Below are 21679 nucleotides of genomic sequence, written 5' to 3'. Positions count from 1 at the left end.
GGGCAATTTCCTAGGCATTACTCACCCGTCCGCCGCTCGACGCCGTTATCGTTCCCCGAAGGTTCAGATAACTCGTTTCCGCTCGACTTGCATGTGTTAGGCCTGCCGCCAGCGTTCAATCTGAGCCATGATCAAACTCTTCAATTTAAAGTTTTTGATTCCCTAAATAAATAGGGAGAGGCTCAATGAATACTGACTTCAAAACTACTAATGTAATTTTAAAGCTATTATCGTTCCAACAGAACGATAATGAATTGACTGTGCCAAGTCCGAAGACTTGATTGGTCACTTCGTTTCATTGAAACCTAATTTGAAACCGCTCTTTATTAAGAGAAATTTCTAATTGGATTATCATCAACGAGTGCCCACACAGATTGATAGGTCTATATTGTTAAAGAGCTTGCTTATCGAGAAGTTTTTCTCTCAAAGCGGAGGTGCATTCTAGCGAGATAATTGAGAGTGTCAAACACTTTTTTCAACTAATTTTTCGTAGAAGCTTTTTACCTCTCCGACCCTGCTGAAGCCTTGTGGCGCCTGCCGTGTCGATGGATGCGCATTATAGGGAGAAGATTTTCTTTGGCAATACTAAAAATGCATTTTTTCTAAAAAAACATGCCAAGCGAACACTTTCCATCCAACCTTAAAATTACTCAGAAATAACACTCAGGATCTCTACAATTTACCCACAAAAAGCTGTGGATAACTACTCATCGCTATCGAAGAAATAGGAAATGCGTGAGCGCGGATTAAGATACTCTTTGATTTTTTCCGGCAATTTAGACGGATGAATAGCATTAACTATCTTTATATCCTTAGATGCAAGGTCAATGATTGGAGCTTGCGTTCTTGGAACAGCAGGATCATAGACCAGTACATTCGGGAACAATAAGTGAGATGCGTTCACTGAGATAACCAAGCCCACCATATTGTTAGAAAGCTGAACTACTGTCCCTGGAGGGAATACGCCCATAAACTTAATTAAGATATTAAGGTTCTCTTCTTTATATAGGTGCTTGCAGTTCTTATATAAGTGGGAAAGTGCTGTATATGGAATTTTCTGTTCAGAAGCGATTGGGGTATGGCACAGATTATCAAAAGCATTAGCAACAATAATCACCTGTGCGAGCTCATCAATCTCATCCCCCTTCAAACCCTCTGGGTAGCCAGAGCCGTCGCGAAGTTCATGATGTTGAGCGATAACGGTTTTTGCGCTATCGGGGAAATCTTCAATTTGGTTAGCCATATCTAAGCCGTACTTAGTGTGCAGCTTTAGATAGTTGCTTTCGGGCTCACTCAGTGGCGTTTGCTTCCTTAATATAGCGGTTGGGATTTTGATCTTGCCCATGTCATGAAACAACGCAGCAAACGAAAGTGCTTTAAGTTGCTCGGCAGAATAGCCTTTCGCTCGCCCAATCATCATCGCAATAACGGCAACGTTAAGAGAGTGGAAGTAGATATCTTCGAACTCGTTCTTACCGTTCATTAAGTGCAAAGTCACATTGTCATCACACATTAACTTCTCAACGATGTCGTCGATCAGTTGTTTTGCTTCCCCTACCGCATCTGCGGGACGGTTACGAATTTTTGTCATCACAGAACGCATTCGAGCGAGTGAGCGTTCGAATTCTTTTTCACATTGAATGACGCGACGACGATAAGCACTCAGCTTTTCAATTCGTTTTTGCTTCTCTTGCCATAATTTTTGAGCCTCAAGATCTAAGGTATCATCTTTTTTAACTTCGGCTTGAGGCTGATTCGCAGGAAGAGGAGATGCATCGCTTTGTTCCGGATTAAAGTACACAAACTTCACACCAAGGTGACGAATCATCTCCACTTGTTCTTGGTCTTTAATCTTGAAGCTATTAAGTAGGAATGGGTGATCGTTCCACTTTAGCGGAAGACGGATATGTAACCCGGGCTGAATACGATCCACTGTAAGTTTAATTGCTGCCACTGTTCCACTGCTGATAAGACTTTATTGATAAGCCTCTAATACTAGTAGATTTTGTAAATGAATTCATCAATAAGGGAGATGAATGAAGCTTCTCTGTGCATGTCATCAACAAACTCGCACAGAGAGTAATAAAGAAGGGTTAGAAAAGAGTTCGATCCGCTTTGCGTAGTTTTAACTCTGCTTCAAATACTGGCTTGGTGTGTGATTGCTGATCTTTGATTAACCCCATTAACGTTTGAACTGCCACTCTAGCCATCTCGCTGATTGGGAAGTGTACGGCAGACACCGTTGGATATAAGCTTTCACACAAATCCACACTATCAAAACTCACCAATGAGATTTGTTCTGGCACTGGGATACGCTTTTCATGCAAAAACTGCATCGCTCCGACCGTCATCTCTTCACTACATGAAAACACAGCCGTCACTTCAGGATGGCGGTGATAAATAGCGGCCATTGCATCATAACCACTTTGGCGTCCGTAATTGCCTTCTTCACACCAGCTTTCGTCTATCTTAATGCCAGCCGTTTTCATTGCATCCACATAGCCGAGTTTTCGCAATAAACTATTATGACGTTGAGAAGGACCACTGATACAAGCGATATGTTTATGACCACCAGTAATTAAATGTTCAACGGCAATTCGACTGGCATGATGATGGTTGAAGGTGACGCAACGCTCCTCTATGCCTTCGACATAACGATCGAGTAATACAAACGGCGTTGGCAACTTGGCTAGCTCTCGTAAATCATCATCAGATAGGTAGCGGCTATGAAGCACGTAACCATCACACCGCAGATCATTAAAACGCTGAATGGCTTCCTTTTCCCCTTCCGCCGAATGGTGTCCTTGCGCTGTAATTAGGAACTTCTTATGCATGTCCAATTCGGTCTGCACTTGCTCCATCATCTCACCAAAGAATCCACCGGTATAGTACGTCACCAACAAACCAACCATGTTGCTAGATGAAGTTGCAAGCGAACGGGCAATAGCACTTGGGCGGTAGTTAAGTTCAGCCATCGCAGCTTCAACTTTTTTCTTTGTTTCTTCTCTGAACTTCCCCTCTCCATTAATAATGCGAGAAACGGTAGAGCGGTTTACTCCCGCAAGTTCAGCGACATCTTTAATCCTTGCCATCGTGCTTATTCAATCCAACTGCTTTTTGTTAATGGAGACAATACCAGAAAGTGACTGCCAGCAAATCGTAAGGTGTGCAGGGGGGCGATGCTGGCAGCCTTAATCATACACTGGCAAATTTACGAGTAGAAATGAGTGTCGAATAATCCGTGATGCTCATACCGTGCTCGGCCAGCTCTTGCTTTAATATTGGAGAGGTTAGCACCTGAAGTTCTAACTCTCGCTGCAGAGCGTAGCCGCTAATAGACAATAAGTGTTGATCGACATCAGCAGGGTGACACATTACTTCAACCACATCATATTGAGACTTGAGACTTTTTAGATGCGCCATAACACCATCTAAACTCACCCCCTGATCATAGAACTCATCGGTAAAATGATACGTGGTATCGCAGTCGATATGACACAAACCGCTACCACGCAACGGTACTCGATACTGCTCAGCCACTCTTCGAATCACTGGCAATAATTGAGGATGAGTATGAGCATGATGATGACTATCTATATGGCTAAGCGATAATCCCAATGAAAGAAAATGCTCAACTTGAGCAACGGCTTCTTGGTAAACCGCCTCTTCTTGGAAATCACGCTTCTTCCATAACTCGTTAAAACGAACAAACTGCTCCGCATCACAGGTAAGATTTGGATGCCCAGTTAGAGGGTTCCCTGCAGTAAAACGAAGGTGGACGCCAATTTTTAAGTTCGGATTCTGATTCGCTAACTCAACAGCGTGTTGCTCTGCGTCCATACCCATCATCATGGTTGTCGATAGAACAACACCTTGTTGATGGGCTTTGATAATGCCGTTGTTTACACCTTGAGTTAAACCAAAATCATCTGCGTTAAAAATCACTTTCATTCGCGATGTTCCTCGAGTTACAAAGTCGTCAGTTTAAACTGCGGCAGATATGGCGCATTCACTTCCAATATTTCATCTAAGATGGATTTCGCACGACCAATATCTGGAACCAACGGGTTGTTAGTTAATGCCATTAAGGCTTTGTCATAACTCCCCTCAACCGCCGCTTCTATTGCGAGTTGCTCATAGGCTTTTACTTGATGAAGCAATCCACTGATATTGGTAGATAAATTGCCAACAGCCAGAGGTTTTGCCCCCCAACTTCCGATAACGGCACTGCATTCAATAACGGCATCATCAGCTAAGCCATTGATTGCACCATTATTTAGCACATTAACAACGTGAATAGTGTTACGATTGTTGTAAATCGAATCCACAAGATTTAAAGAAGCATCAGAGTAATAAGCGCCACCTCTCTCTTCTAACTCCTTGGGTTTGTGGTCTAAATTTGGATCTTGGTAAAGTTTGAAGAGTGCACTTTCTGTTTCCATCACCTGCTCAGCACGTGTCCCCTGCTCCCCTGCACTTTGCTTTTCTTCAGCTAGCATTGCGTCGGTTTGATAGAAGTAACGATGATAAGGACACGGTATTGCGCCTAACGCTTTTAGAAATGCAGGATCCCATGGTTCTTCCCAAATGTTCTTCATACTGAAATTGGCACCGTCACCGACTTTCTCTAGCACCGTTTGAGTAATGTCTTCGCCTTTCAACCAAGCTTTTAGCACCCAGACAAGATGGTTCAAGCCTGCAAACTCGAGTTGAAGCTCCTTCGGTTCACACTCCATCATTTCAGCTACCATCATCTCCATCGAGACAGGGACATTGCACAAACCAATACTTTTAACCTTAGAGTACTTGCTCACCGCTTCAGAAACTAAACCTGCAGGATTGGTAAAATTCAGCATCCAAGCATTTGGCGCAAGCTCCTCAATATCTTTACAAATATCCAGAATCACGGGAATAGTTCGTAATGCTTTTGCAAATCCACCAGGGCCTGTTGTTTCTTGACCGATGACATCGTACTTAATTGGGATACGCTCATCGTTAGCTCGTGCAGCTAAACCACCGACTCGGAATTGAGTCATAACAAAATCGGCTCCGTTGATCGCCTCACGTCGGTCAAATCCAGCTTTGATTTCAATATCTGCACCAGCTTTATCCACCATACGCTGAGCTAAGCCCTTGATGATCTCTAGCTTCTCAGCGCCTGCTTCAATATCCACAAAGTGCATCTGTTTGACTGGCAAAAACTCCAAGCGTTTGATCACCCCTTCGACCAGTTCCGGTGTATAGCTGCTGCCGCCACCAATAATGGCAAGCTTGATTGCATCTCTTGGCATAATGGTTTCCTTACTTCTCAGCGAGTTGCTTATTCAGCGCGACGATTTCAACGGCCATTTCTTGCGCCAATATTGTGGTCATCAAATGGTCTTGAGCATGTACCATCACTAACGTCATTGGTACTTTGCCTTCTCCTTGGTCTTCTTCGATCAACTGAGTTTGAATCAAGTGTGCTTTGTTAATGCACTCTCTAGCTTGAGAAAGCTTTTCCTCTGCAGCAACAAAGTCTTTCTCTCTCGATAGACGTAACGCTTCGTAACTTAGACTTCTAGCCTCACCAGCATTGCAGATAATTTCCATCACAACTAATTCTTGTTCCATGTCTTCTCTCCGAAAAGAAGGGCTGCCAAATCACAGCCCAATTAATAGTTAAGCCGTCACGCCTTCGCCCGAAGGCTGCTCTGCTTCTTTGGATTCTTTATTGCTCGGTAATTCTTGCTCAAGTACCTGTTTCTCAAACATCTTGAAGAACGGCAGGTAAATAAAGAGGTCAAGAATAAGCAGGCCAATCACCAACAAAACAGGTGTGAATGTCCAACCACTTCCCCATGACGCACCAATAATCGCAGGCGTTGTCCAAGGCGTGGTCGCGACACCCATACCAACAAAACCAAGATGCACAGCAAAATATGCGATGGTTGCGTTCAAGATTGGAGCAAATACGAATGGAATAAATAGAATTGGGTTCATCACTACAGGGCTACCAAAAATAACTGGTTCATTGATTTGGAAGAACCCCGGTACAGCACTCATGCGACCAATACTTTTGAGGTGCGCTGAACGGCTGAAACACATCAACAGGACTAGCGCCAGCGTTGCGCCCGAACCACCAATGAAGATATAGAAATCCCAGAAAGGTTGAGTGAATACGTTTGGAATAGGCTGACCAGCAACAAACGCATCAATATTCGCACTGATATTAGTTAAGAAGATTGGGGATAGCAGACCAACAACGATTGCCGCCCCGTGGATACCTGCAAACCACAACAACTGACACACAAGCAGCGCACCAATAATCGCTGGTAAAGTATTAGAAGCGCTGATCAATGGTTTGAACATTGCCATCACGGCATCAGGGATCAACATGTCGTATTGAGTTTGAACAAAAATACTCAACGGATAGAGCGTAATGAAAATTGCCAAAACTGGCAGTAAAACTTCAAAAGAACGAGCGATAGCTGGCGGAACCTGCTCTGGCATACGAATAGTAATGTTATGTTTCTTCATAAATCGGTACAGTTCAACTGAGAAGAAAGCACACATAACCGCTGTAAAGATCCCTGTTCCTCCCATGTGATTCATCGCTAAAGCGCCATCTTTGGCTGGAGCAGCAACCAATAAAAAGCTCATGAGTGACAAAACCGCACTGGTAATTCCGTCCATCTTGTACGCCTTCGCCAAACTGTAGGCGACCCCAAGCGAGACAAATATGGTCATGATCCCCATCGACATATTAAAGGGCATCATTATGGTATCGAAATGCGTTGTCGCGAAATCCAACCATATTTGCCCTAAAGTAAACGTGGTACCTTCAGCAAATGGGGGAAACGCAAAAATTAAGATAAAACTGCCGACAATAATAAACGGCATTGCCACAATAAATCCGTCTCTCATTGCTCTAACATGAGGTTGATTACCCACTTTAGCCGCAATTGGGGCTATATGCTTTTCGACGATTCCGATAATCGCATCATAAAGCTTCATAGATTCCATCCTTATTTCAGACAAAAGAATTTCGTACCGAATATTTATATTCAGTTAAAAACTCTTACTTTTATTTAAATTATTGAATTAGTTAATAAGTTCTAATGCTTGTTGTAATACTTCTTCCCCTTTCATCATTCCGTAAGCTTGAGGGGAAATCGCTTCAATATTTTTGCCGTGTTCATTTGCTGTTTTACGAAGCTCTTCTAGTTGGAATCGCACTTGTGGCCCCAACAAGCAGACGTCATATTCTTTAATCGCTTCATCAAACGCATTCACTGATAGCGCATCTATCTTGCAGTCAATGCCTTGTTTTTCAGCTGCTTGCTCCATTTTTTTAACCAACATACTGGTCGACATCCCAGCACTACAGCACAAAAGAATTTTTTTCATAGCCTTACTCCCGTTGTGTAAATTTCAATCTACAAAAACTGTAGCAAAAATAACCAACGCAAAAAAGCGCAACCGGTTGCATTGTTCGTGAACTAAATCTCATTTTAGAAAATACAGCCTATTTTTTATTAATTATTTAGGTCTAGGATAAAAGCCAACAAAATAACAAAATGCATTAATTTATATTTATAACTATCAATATATTACTACTGACAACGTCATAATTAATTTCTAAAAAGGAATAGAAAATGAAATTAAATAAACTGGCTATGGTTACACTTTTAGGTACTGCGCTATCTCAATTTTCATTTGCCCAAACTGCACCAAAAGGCACGATATATTTGACCTTTGATGATGGCCCTATTAACGCTTCTATTGATGTGATTAATGTGCTTAATGAACAAGGCGTTAAAGGTACTTTCTACTTTAATGCTTGGCACTTAGATGGCATTGGCGATGAGAATGAGGATCGTGCTTTAGAAGCACTTAAACTTGCTCTAGACACTGGGCATATCGTTGCTAACCATAGTTACGCCCACATGATCCATAACTGTGTAGAGGAATTTGGCCCAAACAGCGGCGCGGAGTGTAATGCAACCGGCGATCATCAAATCAACTCTTACCAAGATCCTGTTTATGATGCGGGTACGTTTGCTGAGAACTTAGCTGTATTGGAAAGATACTTGCCGAATATCAACAGTTATCCAAACTATCGTGGCGAAGAATTTGCACGATTGCCTTACACCAATGGTTGGCGTGTAACAAAGAACTTCAAAGCGGATGGCTTGTGCGCAACTTCTGACGATCTAAAGCCTTGGGAACCAGGCTATGTGTGTGATACACATAATCCATCAAACAGTGTAAAAGCTTCCATTGAAGTACAAAATATTCTTGCGAATAAAGGCTATCAAACTCATGGGTGGGATCTCGACTGGGCCCCGGAGAACTGGGGCATTGCAATGCCAGCCAACAGTTTGACGGAAGCAGAACCTTTCTTAGGCTATGTCGACGCCGCTCTTAACAGTTGTGCACCAACAACGATCAATCCTATCAACTCCAAAGCTCAGGAATTCCCTTGTGGTACCCCGCTACACGCAGACAAAGTTATCGTGTTAACGCATGAGTTCTTATTCGAAGATGGCAAACGCGGCATGGGAGCAACCAAAAACTTACCTAAGTTGGCTAAGTTTATCCAAATCGCAAAGGAAGCAGGATACGCTTTCGATACCATGGATAACTACACGCCTGTTTGGCAGGTCGGCAACGCATACGCTGCTGGTGATTACGTAACGCATTCTGGCACTGTTTACAAATCAGTGACAGCGCACATCGCGCAGCAAGACTGGGCACCATCTTCTACTTCTAGCCTTTGGACCAATGCAGATCCTGCAACAAACTGGACACTTAACGTTTCTTATGAAGCAGGTGATGTCGTGACTTACCAAGGCCTACGCTATCTAGTCAACGTACCGCATGTATCACAAGCAGACTGGACTCCGAATACACAGAACACCTTGTTCACAGCTCTATAGGCTGTTCCTACTATCACCATGTAGTAGTTTGCGCGAGGCATACCCCTCGCGCTTTTTTTTGTTTTGAGGATTCAGAAACGTCGAGGCACCGCCTTGAGCTACAGTATCGGCGCACCAACCTAACTGGACAAACATTCCTACAGCTAATGCGAAGACACACTAACTTCCTTCTTCCATTTCCAAACGCCCCAAAACGAAGAAAGACCGCGATTAAAACGATCTTTCTATATATGGTATCGGCGGATGACTTGATTGGACAGGCACTCCTGCCGCCACGCTGGATTTGAATTAACAGAACCCAGATACAACAAAGCCCCGACTTTCGTCGAGGCTCTGTCTTAAAATATGGTACCGGTGGGCGGACTTGAACCGCCACGCCCGAAGGCAACGGATTTTGAATCCGTCGTGTATACCAATTTCACCACACCGGCATCTCTGGGCTATTGCCCTTTGATGGTTGGCATTATACGTAAGCTTTTGACCCGCGCAAGCAGAAAAACCTTAAATAACTATCGTTTGCTGATATTTTCGCCACAAAGTGTGACAAAGGAGATCTCATTACAGTTCAGTCTGCCATATAACCTGATAACAAGACCTCCCCTTCAGCCCTATAAACGATTAACAGTAATATCCGAAACGTAACCATTACCTATATTAGATAGCGCACCATGAATCATCGTCGCTGCATCGCCTGCGCTCATAAAGCTACTGGTGTCTAATGACTTACCGCTCGTCTCCCAAAATTCCGTCGCCATACCTCCGGGATACACAGCGATAATTTTCATTGGTTTGCCTTTTAACTCCATACGAACGGACTCAATCAAACCTTTAACTGCCCACTTCACCGCACAATAAGTCGATTCTTGTGCCTTTGGCTGTTGTGCCGCTGTCGACATCACCATCACAACATTTACAGGCTGCTCTTGATAACGCTTTACCAACTCTTTTAGGACATGAATTGCGGAGGTGAGATTGTTTTCAATCAGCTTTTGAATCTCTTGCGGGTCTTGCTCGGCCAACAAACCAAAATACCCACTTCCCGCACAATGAATCACGGTAGTAGGCGCTTGAGATAACTCATCAAATAAATTCTCCACTTGCGATGCGTCGATAAGATCACAACTTCGTACCTGAGCTTTACTTGAGAGGTGTTGAGCAAGCGTATTTAACTTCTTTTCGCTGCGGCCAGTTAACAGTGTTTCTTCGCCTTGGGCATCATACAACTTAGCGAGCTGTGCACCTAAGCCACTGCTTGCGCCTGTAATTACGATCATCTTGCACCTCTATTACATCATTCGTAATCTTGTTTTCTAAGCAAGGTAACCCATGCTTGTGGCTTTCACAGGTTGCATGGTAGGAAGTTTGAACTCGGTTGCTTTGTTGAGTGGTTGATTAGCGATAAAGCACTTGTGATTTGCCCGTAATTAGAGACTCTGTGCGTTAGCTCTCTTTTCACAAGCAGATGGAATCTATATTCTGACGCACAATTTTAAAGGTAAGTGATGGAACTATGACTACTTCTACAACTCTTCCACCAGCAGGCTTTTTCCGTCGACTCGCAGCGTTGTTTTACGACACACTGATTATCCTCGCGATTGAGATGATGGCTGCAGGCGTGGTAATGGCGATTGTTTTTGCGCTTAACGCGGCAGGCTTGTTGAGCTATGGAGAATATGTGGATGCAGCAGACATGCTAGGAAAGCATCCAGTATTAAGCCCACTGTTTACACTGTATCTTGCAGTGGTGTGGATCTACTTCTTTGTGTTCTTCTGGACTCGCGCGGGCCAAACCTTGGGTATGCGAGCTTGGAAAATGCAGATTCGTAACAGTAAAGATGGCGCACCAATTACGATTACTCAGGCACTAATTCGCTTAGCGACATCTGGCTTCGGCTTGGCAAACTTAACGGTGCCAATTGACCCACAAAAACGTGGTTTCCACGATATTTGGGCAAAAACCGAAGTTGTTGTCTTACCGAAAGCAAAATAGCGAAGCAACAAAAGCAGAATAGAAAAAGGAAGGCGCAGTGCCTTCCTTTTTTATATTTATCACTTTGAAAACCTACAGTTTTCTTCTTAGCAAGGATACTGCAATTGCTAGGAACACCAAACTAGGGGCTAATGCGCCGAACACTGGTGGAATGCCGTATACCAAGGTAAGCGGCCCAAAGAACTCACTGGATATGTAGAAGGTAAAGCCCGCGACCACCCCCGAAAGTACTCTTGCACCCATGGTCACGCTACGCAATGGTCCGAATACAAAGGACAGCGCCATCAGCATCATTACCGCGATGGAAAGCGGCTGAGAAAGCTTACGCCAAAATGCCAGTTCATAGCGTGAGGCGTCTTGCTCTGAAGCTTTCAAATAGGTCACATAGTCATACAAACCGCTTAGAGAAAGCTCTTCTGGCTTCACCGTCACAACCGCAAGCTTATCTGGCGCGAGCGAGGTGTGCCATTCCATCTGCTCTACGTCACGCTTGGTAATGACGTTCTCATTTTCCATATCGGTGATTTGCACATAACGCATCAACCAATTGTTATCTTGTTGGTAGTCGACTTCTTCTGCGAAGATAACTTTGTCTAAGTTCTTATCTTCATCGAAACGCCACATGTTCAAGCCGTAGAGTTTGTCGTCTTCTACTTTACCGATAAAAATGAAGTCATTGGCATCACGAGCCCATACCCCTGCCCGCACAGATACGATGCTACCACCAGACAAAGCAAACGCACGCAGGTCACGCGCCATCTTTTGCGCTTCAGGTGCGCCCCATTGACCCAACGTCATGACGATAAGCATCAATGGCACCGCGGTCTTAAGCACTGATAAACCGATATCCAACTTAGAGAAGCCCGCTGCTTGCATAACCACAAGTTCAGAGCTTGATGCCAGCATACCCAAACCAATCAAGGCCCCCAGCAGCGCGGCCATTGGGAAGAACATTTCGATATCGCGAGGAATACTCAGCAAAACAAAGTAAAGCGCATGCATTAAGTCGTAAGCACCACGGCCTACTTTACGCAACTGCTCTACGTATTTGATGATGCCCGACAAGCCAACGAAGGTCGCCAGAACCAAGGCAGTGGTAGAGATGATCGTTCTACCGATGTAAAGGTCTAAGAGTTTAAACACAGCTTACGCGAGCCTCTTCTTGCGGAATTTGTCTTTCATTCGTCGAACAGGAACGCTGTCCATCATGTTTGCCAAGATAGCCACTATCAACAACATTGCATTGATTGGCCACATACCAATGGCAGCAGGAATCGCACCATCCTCTAACGCCGATTTCGTTGCACTGATGGCAAGGAAGTACGCTAGGTAAATCAAGATGGCAGGTCCCATTTTAGCGAAACGCCCCTGACGAGGGTTCACTGCGGATAAAGGAATAACCAACATCGTTAATAGTGGAATACATACGAACAATGAGATACGCCATTGCAGCTCAGCTTGCGCTTCAGGATCGGGATGACCAATCAAGTCCGCCGTTGGGTATGCTTCCCAGTCGCGTCCTTTTTGCTTCACCTCACGCTGGCCAATCACACCTTCGTACTGATCAAACTTAGTCACCATGTACTCAACACGAGTCGGCACACCTTCATAACGCGTCCCCTCATGCATGGTGATGATCTGACGACCATCCGACAATTCTTTCACTTCACCGGAAGAAGAGAACATGACGCTAGGCAAGATAGAATCACGTGGGCGCATCTGTGCTACAAACACGTTACTTAACGTGCTGTCTTTAATGTCATCAATGAAAACAACCGAAGAACCATCTGGCGTGCCTTGGAACTGACCTTTCTTAAGTAGATCAACGCTGTTTTCGGCAGCGACTTGTTCATAAAGCTGCTCTACGCGGTCTTGCGACCAAGGTGATAGCCATAACGCGTTAAACGCCGCAACACCAGAAGTAATGATCGCCAAGTACAACGCCGCTTGTACTAGGAATTTATTCCCAATACCTGTCGCGTTCATCACCACGATTTCACTTTCTGCATATAGACGACCAAACGTGATCAATATGCCGATGTACAAACTCAATGGCAGCATTAATAGCCCCATTGCTGGCATGTTTAAACCAACAATTGAGAAAATTAATCCAGCAGGAATATCCCCGTCCGAAGCGTCAGCAAGAACACTGATAAACTTCTGACTCAAAAACACCAAAAAAAGCACGAAGAAAATCGCAAATTGGCTCTTGAGTGTTTCGCGGATCAAATATCTAACAATAATCACGCTGAAATTACCTATACAAAACTTGTTTTTTTGGTCGAATCACTATAGTTTCCCGTTGAACCATTTATTTTTTTAAAAATTATAAACTAGATGTTAGCGCTTAAATCAGCTCTGTTGGTAAGACCTGAGCTTAAATTCAACAAGTAAGCGATCATTATCTAACATTTAGAGCAATTTGTCTTCAGGATGTAGGAGTACGCATGGAGTTCAGTGTTAAAAGTGGCAGTCCAGAGAAACAACGTAGCGCATGTATCGTTGTTGGTGTGTTTGAACCACGTCGCCTTTCTCCAGTAGCCGAGCAACTTGATAAAATCAGTGACGGTTACATCAGTTCACTACTTCGCCGTGGTGATCTAGAGGGTAAACCTGGTCAGATGCTGCTACTGCATCAAGTACCAGGTGTTTTGTCAGAGCGCGTTCTACTTGTAGGTTGTGGTAAAGAACGTGAGCTAGGCGAGCGCCAGTACAAGGAAATCATTCAAAAGACGATCAGCACACTTAACGAAACAGGTTCTATGGAAGCAGTATGTTTCCTAACTGAACTGCACGTTAAAGGTCGCGATACGTACTGGAAAGTACGTCAAGCAGTTGAAGCGACTAAAGATGGTCTTTACACATTTAACCAGTTCAAGAGCGTTAAGCCAGAAACTCGTCGTCCACTGCGTAAGCTAGTGTTCAACGTACCAACGCGTCGTGAACTGAACCTAGGTGAAAAAGCAATCACCCATGGTCTAGCTATTTCTTCTGGTGTGAAAGCATCAAAAGATCTTGGCAACATGCCACCAAACGTAGCAAACCCAGCTTACTTAGCCTCTCAAGCTCGTCGCCTTGCTGACGATTACGAAACCGTAACCACCAAGATCATTGGTGAGCAAGAGATGGAAAAACTGGGCATGACATCTTACCTAGCAGTAGGTCGTGGTTCGAAGAACGAATCTATGATGTCGATTATCGAATACAAAGGTAACCCAGAGTCAGAAGCAAAACCTATCGTTCTCGTCGGTAAAGGTCTGACGTTCGATTCAGGCGGTATCTCTCTCAAACCTGGTGAAGGTATGGATGAGATGAAGTACGACATGTGTGGTGCAGCATCTGTATTCGGTACAATGAAAGCGCTAGCGAAGCTAAACCTACCAATCAACGTTATTGGTGTTCTAGCAGGCTGTGAAAACATGCCAGGCAGCAACGCTTACCGTCCAGGTGATATCCTAACAACCATGTCAGGTCAAACCGTAGAAGTTCTGAACACGGATGCGGAAGGTCGTCTTGTTCTTTGTGACGCACTGACTTACGTAGAGCGTTTCGAACCAGACTGTGTAGTAGACGTTGCAACGCTAACTGGTGCTTGTGTTATCGCACTAGGTCACCATATTAGCGGCGTAATCTCTAACCACAACCCACTTTCTCATGAGCTAGTAAACGCTTCTGAGCAAGCAAGTGACCGTGCATGGCGTCTACCAATGGCAGACGAGTACCATGAGCAGCTGAAGAGTCCATTTGCTGATATGGCAAACATTGGTGGTCGTCCTGCTGGCACTATCACTGCAGGTTGCTTCCTGTCTAAGTTTGCTAAGAAGTACAACTGGGCACACGTCGATATCGCGGGTACAGCTTGGAAGTCAGGCGCAGCGAAAGGCTCAACGGGCCGTCCTGTCTCAATGCTTGTCCAATTCCTTTTGAACCGCAGCGGCCAAGAGACAGAAGAGTAATTTCTGAACACTATCTAAAAGGGCCGCAAGGCCCTTTTTTATTACCCCGATTTTCTTGAGAGAGAATAGGAATGTAAAATGGTCTAAGGATGAGGCCAATGGCAAGTGAGAGAATGATGCAAACTGCAACCTTCTACATCATTAAAGAAGAGAGCCCTCAAGCAACAAAGACGGGCTTTGAACAATACATCGTATTCTTGGCTCAGCACTTTGCTCGCCAAGGAGCTAAAGTGTATTTGAACTGCCAAGACAAGTCGCACGCCGAACAACTGGCCGAGGCTTTTTGGCAAATTGATGCAGATAAGTTCATGGCTCATAATCTCGTAGGTGAAGGACCGAAATACGCCACCAATATTGAGATCGGCCATGAAGGCGTAAAACCTAATTGGAATCGTCAATTGGTAATTAATTTGGCGGAAAATGAGACAACCTTTGCGAACAAGTTTGCTCAAGTGGTAGACTTCGTGCCTTGCGAAGAAAAAGCTAAACAGGTCGCAAGAGAAAGGTATAAAATTTACCGTCAAGCAGGTTATCAACTGCAAACGATCGAAATTCAATATCCTTAACGGTCAATCCTTATAGTTAAGGCGATCTTGTTAAGATCCCTCACTTATAAAGATTGACTTAGATTCAACCATCAACGTATCCATTAAAAGAGCGCTATGGAAAAGACATACAACCCAACTTCAATTGAACAAGCTCTGTATCAGACTTGGGAAGAGCAAGGCTACTTTAAGCCACACGGTGACACTACTAAAGAATCATACAGCATCATGATCCCGCCACCGAACGTCACTGGTAGCCTACACATGGGCCACGCGTTCCAAGATACGATCATGGATACGCTTATCCGTTGTGAGCGCATGAAGGGTAAAAACACTCTTTGGCAAGTAGGTACGGACCACGCAGGTATCGCAACTCAGATGGTTGTTGAGCGTAAGATCGCTGCAGAAGAAGGCAAAACAAAACACGATTACGGCCGTGAAGCTTTCATCGACAAAATCTGGGAATGGAAAGGCGAATCTGGCGGTACTATCACTAAGCAGCTTCGTCGTCTTGGCGCATCTGTAGACTGGGATCGTGAGCGCTTTACGATGGACGATGGTCTATCTAACGCGGTTCAAGAAGTGTTCGTACGTCTATACGAAGACGACCTAATCTACCGCGGTAAGCGTCTAGTTAACTGGGATCCAAAATTACACACAGCGATTTCAGATCTAGAAGTAGAGAACAAAGACACCAAAGGCAACATGTGGCACTTCCGCTACCCACTAGCGGATGGCGTTAAAACAGCGGATGGCAAAGACTACATCGTTGTTGCAACCACTCGTCCAGAGACCATGCTAGGCGATACTGGTGTTGCGGTTAACCCAGAAGATCCACGTTACAAAGATCTTATCGGTAAAGAAATCATCCTTCCTATTGTTGATCGTCGCATCCCAATCGTGGGCGATGAGCACGCAGATATGGAAAAAGGTACTGGCTGTGTGAAAATCACACCTGCGCACGACTTCAACGACTACGAAGTTGGTAAGCGCCACCAGCTACCAATGATCAACATTCTGACTTTCGACGCGAACATCCGTGACGCTTCTGAAGTATTCAACACTAACGGCGAAGCAAGCGACGCATACAGCACTGAGCTACCAGCTAAGTACCACGGTATGGAGCGTTTTGCTGCTCGTAAAGCTATCGTTGCTGAATTCGACGAGCTAGGTCTACTTGAAGAAGTGAAAGATCACGATCTACAAGTTCCTTACGGCGACCGTGGTGGCGTGGTTATCGAACCAATGCTAACTGACCAATGGTACGTACGTACTGCGCCTCTAGCGAAAACAGCCGTTGAAGCAGTTGAAAACGGCGACATCCAATTCGTTCCTAAGCAATACGAAAACATGTACTTCTCTTGGATGCGTGACGTTCAAGACTGGTGTATCTCTCGTCAACTATGGTGGGGTCACCGCATCCCAGCTTGGTACGACAACCAAGGTAATGTTTACGTAGGTCGTGACGAAGAAGAAGTTCGTAAGAACAACAACCTAGAGTCAGTCATTGAACTACACCAAGACGAAGACGTACTGGATACATGGTTCTCTTCTGCACTATGGACGTTCGGTACTCAAGGTTGGCCAGAGCAAACTGACGATCTGAAAGTATTCCACCCTTCAGACGTACTAGTAACTGGTTTCGACATCATCTTCTTCTGGGTTGCGCGCATGATCATGATGACCATGCACTTCGTGAAAGACGAAAACGGCAAACCACAAGTACCATTTAAGACAGTTTACGTTACTGGTCTAATCCGTGACGAAAACGGCGACAAGATGTCTAAGTCGAAAGGTAACGTACTTGACCCAATCGACATGATCGATGGTATCGACCTAGAGTCTCTAGTAGAGAAGCGTTGTGGCAACATGATGCAGCCTCAGCTAGCGAAGAAAATCGAGAAGAACACTCGTAAGACGTTTGAAAACGGTATCGAAGCATACGGTACAGACGCACTACGTTTTACTCTTGCAGCAATGGCATCAACAGGTCGCGATATCAACTGGGATATGAAGCGTCTTGAGGGTTACCGTAACTTCTGTAACAAACTATGGAACGCAAGCCGTTACGTAATGATGAATACAGAAGAGCAAGATTGTGGCTTCAACGGTGGTGAGATTGAATACTCACTAGCGGACAAGTGGATCGAGTCTCAGTTTGAACTTGCAGCGAAAGCGTTCAACAACCATATCGACAACTTCCGTCTAGATATGGCGTCTAACACGCTTTACGAATTCATCTGGAACCAATTCTGTGACTGGTACCTAGAGCTTACTAAGCCAGTTCTATGGAAAGGTACTGAAGCGCAACAGCGTGGTACTCGCCGTACACTAATCACGGTTCTTGAGAAGACGCTACGTCTAGCTCACCCAGTGATTCCTTACATCACTGAAACTATCTGGCAAAGCATCAAGCCACTAGTTGAAGGTGTAGAAGGTGAGACAATCATGCTTCAAGCACTGCCTCAATTCGACGAAGCAAACTTCAACCAAGAAGCGCTAGACGATATTGAATGGGTGAAAGCGTTCATTACCAGCATCCGTAACCTACGTGCTGAATACGACATCAACCCAGGTAAGCCGCTTGACGTTATGCTGAAAGCTGCAAACGCAGAAGACGCAACGCGTCTAGAAGCAAATAAACAAGTACTGATGTCTCTAGCGAAACTAGAATCTGTACGCGTACTTGCTGCTGACGAAGAAACGCCAGCGTGTGCAACAGCATTGGTTGCTAAGTCTGAGCTGATGATCCCAATGGCGGGTCTGATCGACAAAGACGCTGAGCTTGCTCGTCTAGATGGCGAAATCAAGAAAACTCACGGCGAAATCAAGCGTATCGAAGGCAAACTAGGCAACGAAGGCTTCGTAGCGAAAGCTCCTGAAGCAGTTGTTGCTAAAGAGCGTGAGAAACTTGAAGGCTACAAAGAGACGCTAGCTAAGCTAGAAGAGCAGAAGACAACGATCGCTGCACTTTAATCGCTAAAGACTAGAGTAAAAGAATCAAAGGGTTGGTGTGAAAGCATCAACCCTTTTTGCATTTTATCGCTAGGAAAGCTTTCAAAGATATTCGCTCTTCTCTCCTACTTCCCCTCCTATTTAATAGTTTTTACCTATCAAACTAATCTTAACTGCCCATTAGATTTAATGATAATAATTCTCAATAATAGACCTATCGAAACAACACAACGATTGAGTAATTATCATGAAAAAGACACTAACCTTTGCAGCACTCCATTTTACTATCGCGTTTAGTGTCGCTTACGTGCTTACTGGCGACATTCTAATTGGTAGTTTAATTGCCATGATTGAGCCTTCAGTGAACACCGTCGCTTTCTACTTTCATGAAAAGGCATGGGCAAAAGTCCCAGCGCTTAAAGCTCGTCAGTGGATGACCAAATTAAAAACCGCAAGCTTTGCCACTATCCACTTCAGTGTTGCTTTTACCGTGGTTTACTTGCTAACAGGTGATGCGTTTGTCGGCGGTATTATGGCGATGCTAGAGCCTAGCTTGAACACTGTGGCTTACTACTTCCACGAGAAAGTATGGATGCGTAAATCAGATAGCCAAGCGCCACAATTTTGCCTACACCAACACGCTTAAACATGGAAGCTCAATACGCCTCCTAACAAGCAAAATAACATTTACCATTGACAAAGTTGCGCACCGCAATTAATTTAATTGCGGTGCGCAACTTTGTTTTTAGAGGTAAGTGATAATGCATGCTCGTCAACTCCGGCACTATTCCCGCCAAGCCGTCCGATTGCTTGGTATGCTCGATAAGCAATGTGGCGACGTCGCTCTCACTCCAGTGCAAGCGCACGCGTTAGGTGAGATCCAACTGCAGCCGTTGACCATCAATCGACTAGCACAACAGCTCAATGTCGACAAGTCCAATGCAAGCCGCACCGTAACTGGGCTGATCAAATTAGGTTTAGTTGAGAGTATCGAAAACCCGAAAGACAAACGCAGTCAACTTGTGGCGCTTACAGAGCAAGGTCAACAGGCGTTATCGCAACTAGACCAACAGCAAAACAGCTTCTTTGAACAACTGCTTACCCAACTGGATGACAGCGAGCAAGAGCAACTCAAACTTGGTTTAGAGACTTACCTAAAAGGGCTAACAAAAGTGTGTCAGGCAGAGGAATACGTTCTTCGACCTCTTACCAAAGCAGATAACTCGCAAGTTGCAAACGTGATTCGCGCAGTCTCCGCAGAATACGGTTTAACCGCAGACAAAGGTTATGGTGTGGCCGATCCAACGCTTGATGACATGTACTCAGTTTACGACCAACAAGGTGCCGCTTATTGGGTGGTAGAACACCAAGGCGAGATTGTGGGTGGTGGTGGCTTCGCACCTTTAGCTGGCGAGCCAAATGTGTGTGAGCTACAAAAGATGTACTTCTTACCTCAAACGCGAGGACACGGTTTAGCCAAACGCATCGTCGCATTGAGCTTACAACTGGCGAAACAGTTTGGTTATCAGCTGTGCTATTTAGAAACGACAAAATGTCTAAGAGAAGCGGTAGGCTTGTATGAAAAGCTAGGCTTTGAGCATCTCGATGCCCCGCTAGGACAAACAGGGCATGATGCATGCGAAGTCGTGATGCTTAAAACGCTATAGTGCTTTATCCTCAAACTTAAAGTACAAGATGGGTAACACAAAGCTCTTGGCTAAGTGCTACAGTAAACGCTTGGCGTTGCCCATCCAACTCCACCACGAGTTCGTAGAGATCTTTTGGATCGGGATCGTTAAGATCGGCATACTTTGGCGCTTCAATCTGGAATAAAGCACTCGCATGATCCGCTCGGACATCAATAGGAATATGGTAAGTCATGCCATTAAACTTAACCGATGCCGATACTAGACCCGGCGCAAAAGTTTGATAGTACAAGTCGACTTTAAACTCACACCCTCCGCCGTGGTGCCAAATCTGCTCGGTTGCCACACGGTCTAAACGAACATTGCGAATGAACTGTAGATACGGTTCTTGCCATACCCCCAAGCGCTCATCACTCTTTTGGTATTCATGATCCGCAAGTGAGCACAACTCCGGTTTATCCTCATCCAGCAGAAGATCTTCTTCTTCCTCGAGGAACAGGATCTCAAAACGGTTGCGTCCCATCTGCATAAATGGACGAATGTCTTTTTTGTATATGCTTTGCGAACCGTCACAGTCGAACAATGCGACTCCGTTCAAACGCACTTCTGCATGGTAATCCACGCCACCCAACACCATTTCTACCGCTGGGAATGTCATCATGGATTCGTCCACTTCGATGTCGTGCATCAGGTGCCACTCTTGCTGACGGATCGCTTCTTCAGTCAGTTCAGCAGGCAATACCTGACTCAAAGGAGCAGGGAAAGTAATGTCATCCTGTGGGATAGAAAGGTCCGTCAGTGGAGAGACTTGCCATAAACCGGCGAGTGAGAGTTGCATATACACCTTGAGCTAGATCAATTTTCATGCATTATATACTCAAGTGGCTTAGGGTTATAGGCAGTAAGCCTACAAACTCAATGAGAATTATTTATGCTCACCCTCGGTTATCATTTTTAAGGCACAAAAAAAACCAGCGATAAACGCTGGCTTCTTAGAATGAATGAGTCGACTACTCTTCGTCTTCATCATCTTCGTCTGGGTAAAGCGCATCTTCGCCTTCGTAGTAAGTACCCCAACCGTCGTAAATGATGTCGTATTTTTCTGCAAGGTGAATCAACTTCTCAACCTGTGCATCAATCGCTTCTGCGTTTAGTGCAGATTCCATTGTTGCATCACAACAAAGCAGTTTGTTACCGTCTTCATCTTCTGTTTCTTCAGCTTCAAGCACTTCAAAGCCCATTTTGAATGCTTCCACAACCGCTTTCTCTAGCGTGTCGAAGTCTTCAGCAAATAGGTGGTGCTCGATTTCGTATAGTGAATCTGGATCGCTGCCGTCTTCTAGCAATGCTGCAATGATATCGCGAGTCTCTTCCTTTTGAATCTCAATTAATTCTTCTACTGATAGATATTCATCTTCGTGAGACATGTTTTGGCTCCAGATTAGTTACTTGATGAAAACACTATACTCAAGACTGAGTATGTTAATGCGGTGAAATATGGCACGGATTGCGATGAAAAGCCACAAACAAACACCAAACTGCGGTGATTCTTGATGATAATTTTTACTCACAAATCTAAACCTCGCTCACAGAAACAAAAAATTAACAAAAACGGCTAATCTTTAATATTCAGAAGATCCTAATTGAGCCTGAGACGAGTAATTTT

The 21679-nt window shown here is 44.6% G+C and carries 19 protein-coding genes, 1 tRNA gene and 1 rRNA gene; 7 read left to right on the top strand and 14 right to left on the bottom strand.

Annotated elements, in window-relative coordinates; all coding sequences use genetic code 11:
* The 8 genes from QTO06_RS12510 to QTO06_RS12475 all read right to left on the bottom strand — a co-directional run.
* A 16S ribosomal RNA gene (locus tag QTO06_RS12510) occupies positions 1 to 147 on the bottom strand; the annotation flags it as partial.
* Between the two features lie 556 nt (positions 148 to 703).
* Entirely contained in the window at positions 704 to 1954 is a 1251-nt protein-coding gene (locus tag QTO06_RS12505) for an HD-GYP domain-containing protein (protein WP_331408305.1), read from the bottom strand.
* Positions 1955 to 2093: 139 nt separating this feature from the next.
* Entirely contained in the window at positions 2094 to 3092 is a 999-nt protein-coding gene (locus QTO06_RS12500; RefSeq protein ID WP_331408304.1) for a LacI family DNA-binding transcriptional regulator, read from the bottom strand.
* A gap of 103 nt (positions 3093 to 3195) precedes the next feature.
* On the bottom strand, positions 3196 to 3951 hold the full coding sequence (gene chbG / locus QTO06_RS12495; RefSeq protein WP_331408303.1) for a chitin disaccharide deacetylase: 756 nt from the start codon (positions 3949 to 3951) through the stop codon (positions 3196 to 3198).
* Positions 3952 to 3968: 17 nt separating this feature from the next.
* Positions 3969 to 5291, bottom strand: a complete 1323-nt coding sequence (locus tag QTO06_RS12490; protein WP_331408301.1) for a 6-phospho-beta-glucosidase — start codon at positions 5289 to 5291, stop codon at positions 3969 to 3971.
* Between the two features lie 10 nt (positions 5292 to 5301).
* Positions 5302 to 5613, bottom strand: a complete 312-nt coding sequence (locus tag QTO06_RS12485; protein ID WP_005441971.1) for a PTS lactose/cellobiose transporter subunit IIA — start codon at positions 5611 to 5613, stop codon at positions 5302 to 5304.
* Between the two features lie 48 nt (positions 5614 to 5661).
* Positions 5662 to 6996, bottom strand: coding sequence for a PTS sugar transporter subunit IIC (locus QTO06_RS12480; RefSeq protein WP_331408300.1), 1335 nt, complete (start codon positions 6994 to 6996; stop codon positions 5662 to 5664).
* Between the two features lie 87 nt (positions 6997 to 7083).
* Complete coding sequence (locus tag QTO06_RS12475; protein WP_020197390.1) at positions 7084 to 7389, bottom strand: PTS sugar transporter subunit IIB; 306 nt, start codon at positions 7387 to 7389, stop codon at positions 7084 to 7086.
* Between the two features lie 248 nt (positions 7390 to 7637).
* On the opposite strand from QTO06_RS12475, the gene cod reads away from it, so the two are divergent.
* Complete coding sequence (gene cod / locus QTO06_RS12470; protein WP_331408299.1) at positions 7638 to 8921, top strand: chitin oligosaccharide deacetylase; 1284 nt, start codon at positions 7638 to 7640, stop codon at positions 8919 to 8921.
* A 346-nt stretch (positions 8922 to 9267) separates the two neighbouring features.
* Here the strand turns inward: cod and QTO06_RS12465 are convergent.
* Both QTO06_RS12465 and QTO06_RS12460 read right to left on the bottom strand, forming a co-directional pair.
* Positions 9268 to 9352: transfer RNA gene (locus QTO06_RS12465), tRNA-Leu, on the bottom strand.
* A 177-nt stretch (positions 9353 to 9529) separates the two neighbouring features.
* Positions 9530 to 10195 carry an SDR family NAD(P)-dependent oxidoreductase gene (locus tag QTO06_RS12460; RefSeq protein ID WP_331408298.1) on the bottom strand — a complete coding sequence of 222 codons (666 nt, stop codon included), beginning with the start codon at positions 10193 to 10195 and terminating at the stop codon, positions 9530 to 9532.
* 236 nt (positions 10196 to 10431) lie between these two features.
* Between QTO06_RS12460 and QTO06_RS12455 the strand changes: the two genes are divergently transcribed.
* Entirely contained in the window at positions 10432 to 10911 is a 480-nt protein-coding gene (locus QTO06_RS12455; protein WP_005432836.1) for an RDD family protein, read from the top strand.
* Positions 10912 to 10983: 72 nt separating this feature from the next.
* Here the strand turns inward: QTO06_RS12455 and lptG are convergent, their stop codons facing one another.
* Both lptG and lptF read right to left on the bottom strand, forming a co-directional pair.
* Positions 10984 to 12054 carry an LPS export ABC transporter permease LptG gene (gene lptG, locus QTO06_RS12450; protein ID WP_331408296.1) on the bottom strand — a complete coding sequence of 357 codons (1071 nt, stop codon included), beginning with the start codon at positions 12052 to 12054 and terminating at the stop codon, positions 10984 to 10986.
* A gap of 3 nt (positions 12055 to 12057) precedes the next feature.
* Positions 12058 to 13158: an LPS export ABC transporter permease LptF gene (lptF, locus tag QTO06_RS12445; RefSeq protein WP_009707625.1), complete on the bottom strand. Its 1101-nt coding sequence runs from the start codon at positions 13156 to 13158 to the stop codon at positions 12058 to 12060.
* 200 nt (positions 13159 to 13358) lie between these two features.
* Here lptF and pepA point away from each other — a divergent pair, with 200 nt between their 5' ends.
* The 5 genes from pepA to QTO06_RS12420 all read left to right on the top strand — a co-directional run bounded on the left by pepA (position 13359) and on the right by QTO06_RS12420 (position 20034).
* Entirely contained in the window at positions 13359 to 14867 is a 1509-nt protein-coding gene (gene pepA / locus QTO06_RS12440; protein WP_010450385.1) for a leucyl aminopeptidase, read from the top strand.
* Positions 14868 to 14983: 116 nt separating this feature from the next.
* Positions 14984 to 15433, top strand: coding sequence for a DNA polymerase III subunit chi (locus QTO06_RS12435; RefSeq protein ID WP_038864600.1), 450 nt, complete (start codon positions 14984 to 14986; stop codon positions 15431 to 15433).
* Positions 15434 to 15529: 96 nt separating this feature from the next.
* Positions 15530 to 18388, top strand: a complete 2859-nt coding sequence (locus QTO06_RS12430; RefSeq protein WP_331408294.1) for a valine--tRNA ligase — start codon at positions 15530 to 15532, stop codon at positions 18386 to 18388.
* Positions 18389 to 18614: 226 nt separating this feature from the next.
* Entirely contained in the window at positions 18615 to 19013 is a 399-nt protein-coding gene (locus QTO06_RS12425; RefSeq protein ID WP_038884572.1) for a DUF2061 domain-containing protein, read from the top strand.
* A 115-nt stretch (positions 19014 to 19128) separates the two neighbouring features.
* Positions 19129 to 20034, top strand: coding sequence for a bifunctional helix-turn-helix transcriptional regulator/GNAT family N-acetyltransferase (locus QTO06_RS12420; RefSeq protein ID WP_331408291.1), 906 nt, complete (start codon positions 19129 to 19131; stop codon positions 20032 to 20034).
* A 16-nt stretch (positions 20035 to 20050) separates the two neighbouring features.
* Here QTO06_RS12420 and QTO06_RS12415 read toward each other — a convergent pair whose 3' ends face one another.
* Together QTO06_RS12415 and rraB are read right to left on the bottom strand one after the other, a co-directional pair.
* On the bottom strand, positions 20051 to 20851 hold the full coding sequence (locus QTO06_RS12415; protein WP_331408290.1) for a glycosyl hydrolase 2 galactose-binding domain-containing protein: 801 nt from the start codon (positions 20849 to 20851) through the stop codon (positions 20051 to 20053).
* 172 nt (positions 20852 to 21023) lie between these two features.
* Entirely contained in the window at positions 21024 to 21440 is a 417-nt protein-coding gene (gene rraB, locus QTO06_RS12410; protein ID WP_038864481.1) for a ribonuclease E inhibitor RraB, read from the bottom strand.
* Positions 21441 to 21679: the final 239 nt, after the last annotated feature.

This window comes from Vibrio sp. M260121 (assembly GCF_036533715.1).
In the GTDB taxonomy this organism is placed as follows: domain Bacteria; phylum Pseudomonadota; class Gammaproteobacteria; order Enterobacterales; family Vibrionaceae; genus Vibrio.
Note: the sequence above shows the minus strand (reverse complement) of the source record. Positions and strands in the feature narration are given on the sequence as shown.

Coding starts and splice junctions, on each gene's coding strand:
- QTO06_RS12435 (WP_038864600.1), top strand. CDS start 14,984: ATGCAAACTGCAACCTTCTACATCATTAAAGAAGAGAGCCCTCAAGCA.
- cod (WP_331408299.1), top strand. CDS start 7,638: ATGAAATTAAATAAACTGGCTATGGTTACACTTTTAGGTACTGCGCTA.
- QTO06_RS12425 (WP_038884572.1), top strand. CDS start 18,615: ATGAAAAAGACACTAACCTTTGCAGCACTCCATTTTACTATCGCGTTT.
- QTO06_RS12460 (WP_331408298.1), bottom strand. CDS start 10,195: ATGATCGTAATTACAGGCGCAAGCAGTGGCTTAGGTGCACAGCTCGCT.
- QTO06_RS12485 (WP_005441971.1), bottom strand. CDS start 5,613: ATGGAACAAGAATTAGTTGTGATGGAAATTATCTGCAATGCTGGTGAG.
- pepA (WP_010450385.1), top strand. CDS start 13,359: ATGGAGTTCAGTGTTAAAAGTGGCAGTCCAGAGAAACAACGTAGCGCA.
- QTO06_RS12415 (WP_331408290.1), bottom strand. CDS start 20,851: ATGCAACTCTCACTCGCCGGTTTATGGCAAGTCTCTCCACTGACGGAC.
- chbG (WP_331408303.1), bottom strand. CDS start 3,951: ATGAAAGTGATTTTTAACGCAGATGATTTTGGTTTAACTCAAGGTGTA.
- QTO06_RS12475 (WP_020197390.1), bottom strand. CDS start 7,389: ATGAAAAAAATTCTTTTGTGCTGTAGTGCTGGGATGTCGACCAGTATG.
- QTO06_RS12500 (WP_331408304.1), bottom strand. CDS start 3,092: ATGGCAAGGATTAAAGATGTCGCTGAACTTGCGGGAGTAAACCGCTCT.
- QTO06_RS12455 (WP_005432836.1), top strand. CDS start 10,432: ATGACTACTTCTACAACTCTTCCACCAGCAGGCTTTTTCCGTCGACTC.
- QTO06_RS12490 (WP_331408301.1), bottom strand. CDS start 5,291: ATGCCAAGAGATGCAATCAAGCTTGCCATTATTGGTGGCGGCAGCAGC.
- QTO06_RS12480 (WP_331408300.1), bottom strand. CDS start 6,996: ATGAAGCTTTATGATGCGATTATCGGAATCGTCGAAAAGCATATAGCC.
- rraB (WP_038864481.1), bottom strand. CDS start 21,440: ATGTCTCACGAAGATGAATATCTATCAGTAGAAGAATTAATTGAGATT.
- QTO06_RS12430 (WP_331408294.1), top strand. CDS start 15,530: ATGGAAAAGACATACAACCCAACTTCAATTGAACAAGCTCTGTATCAG.
- QTO06_RS12420 (WP_331408291.1), top strand. CDS start 19,129: ATGCATGCTCGTCAACTCCGGCACTATTCCCGCCAAGCCGTCCGATTG.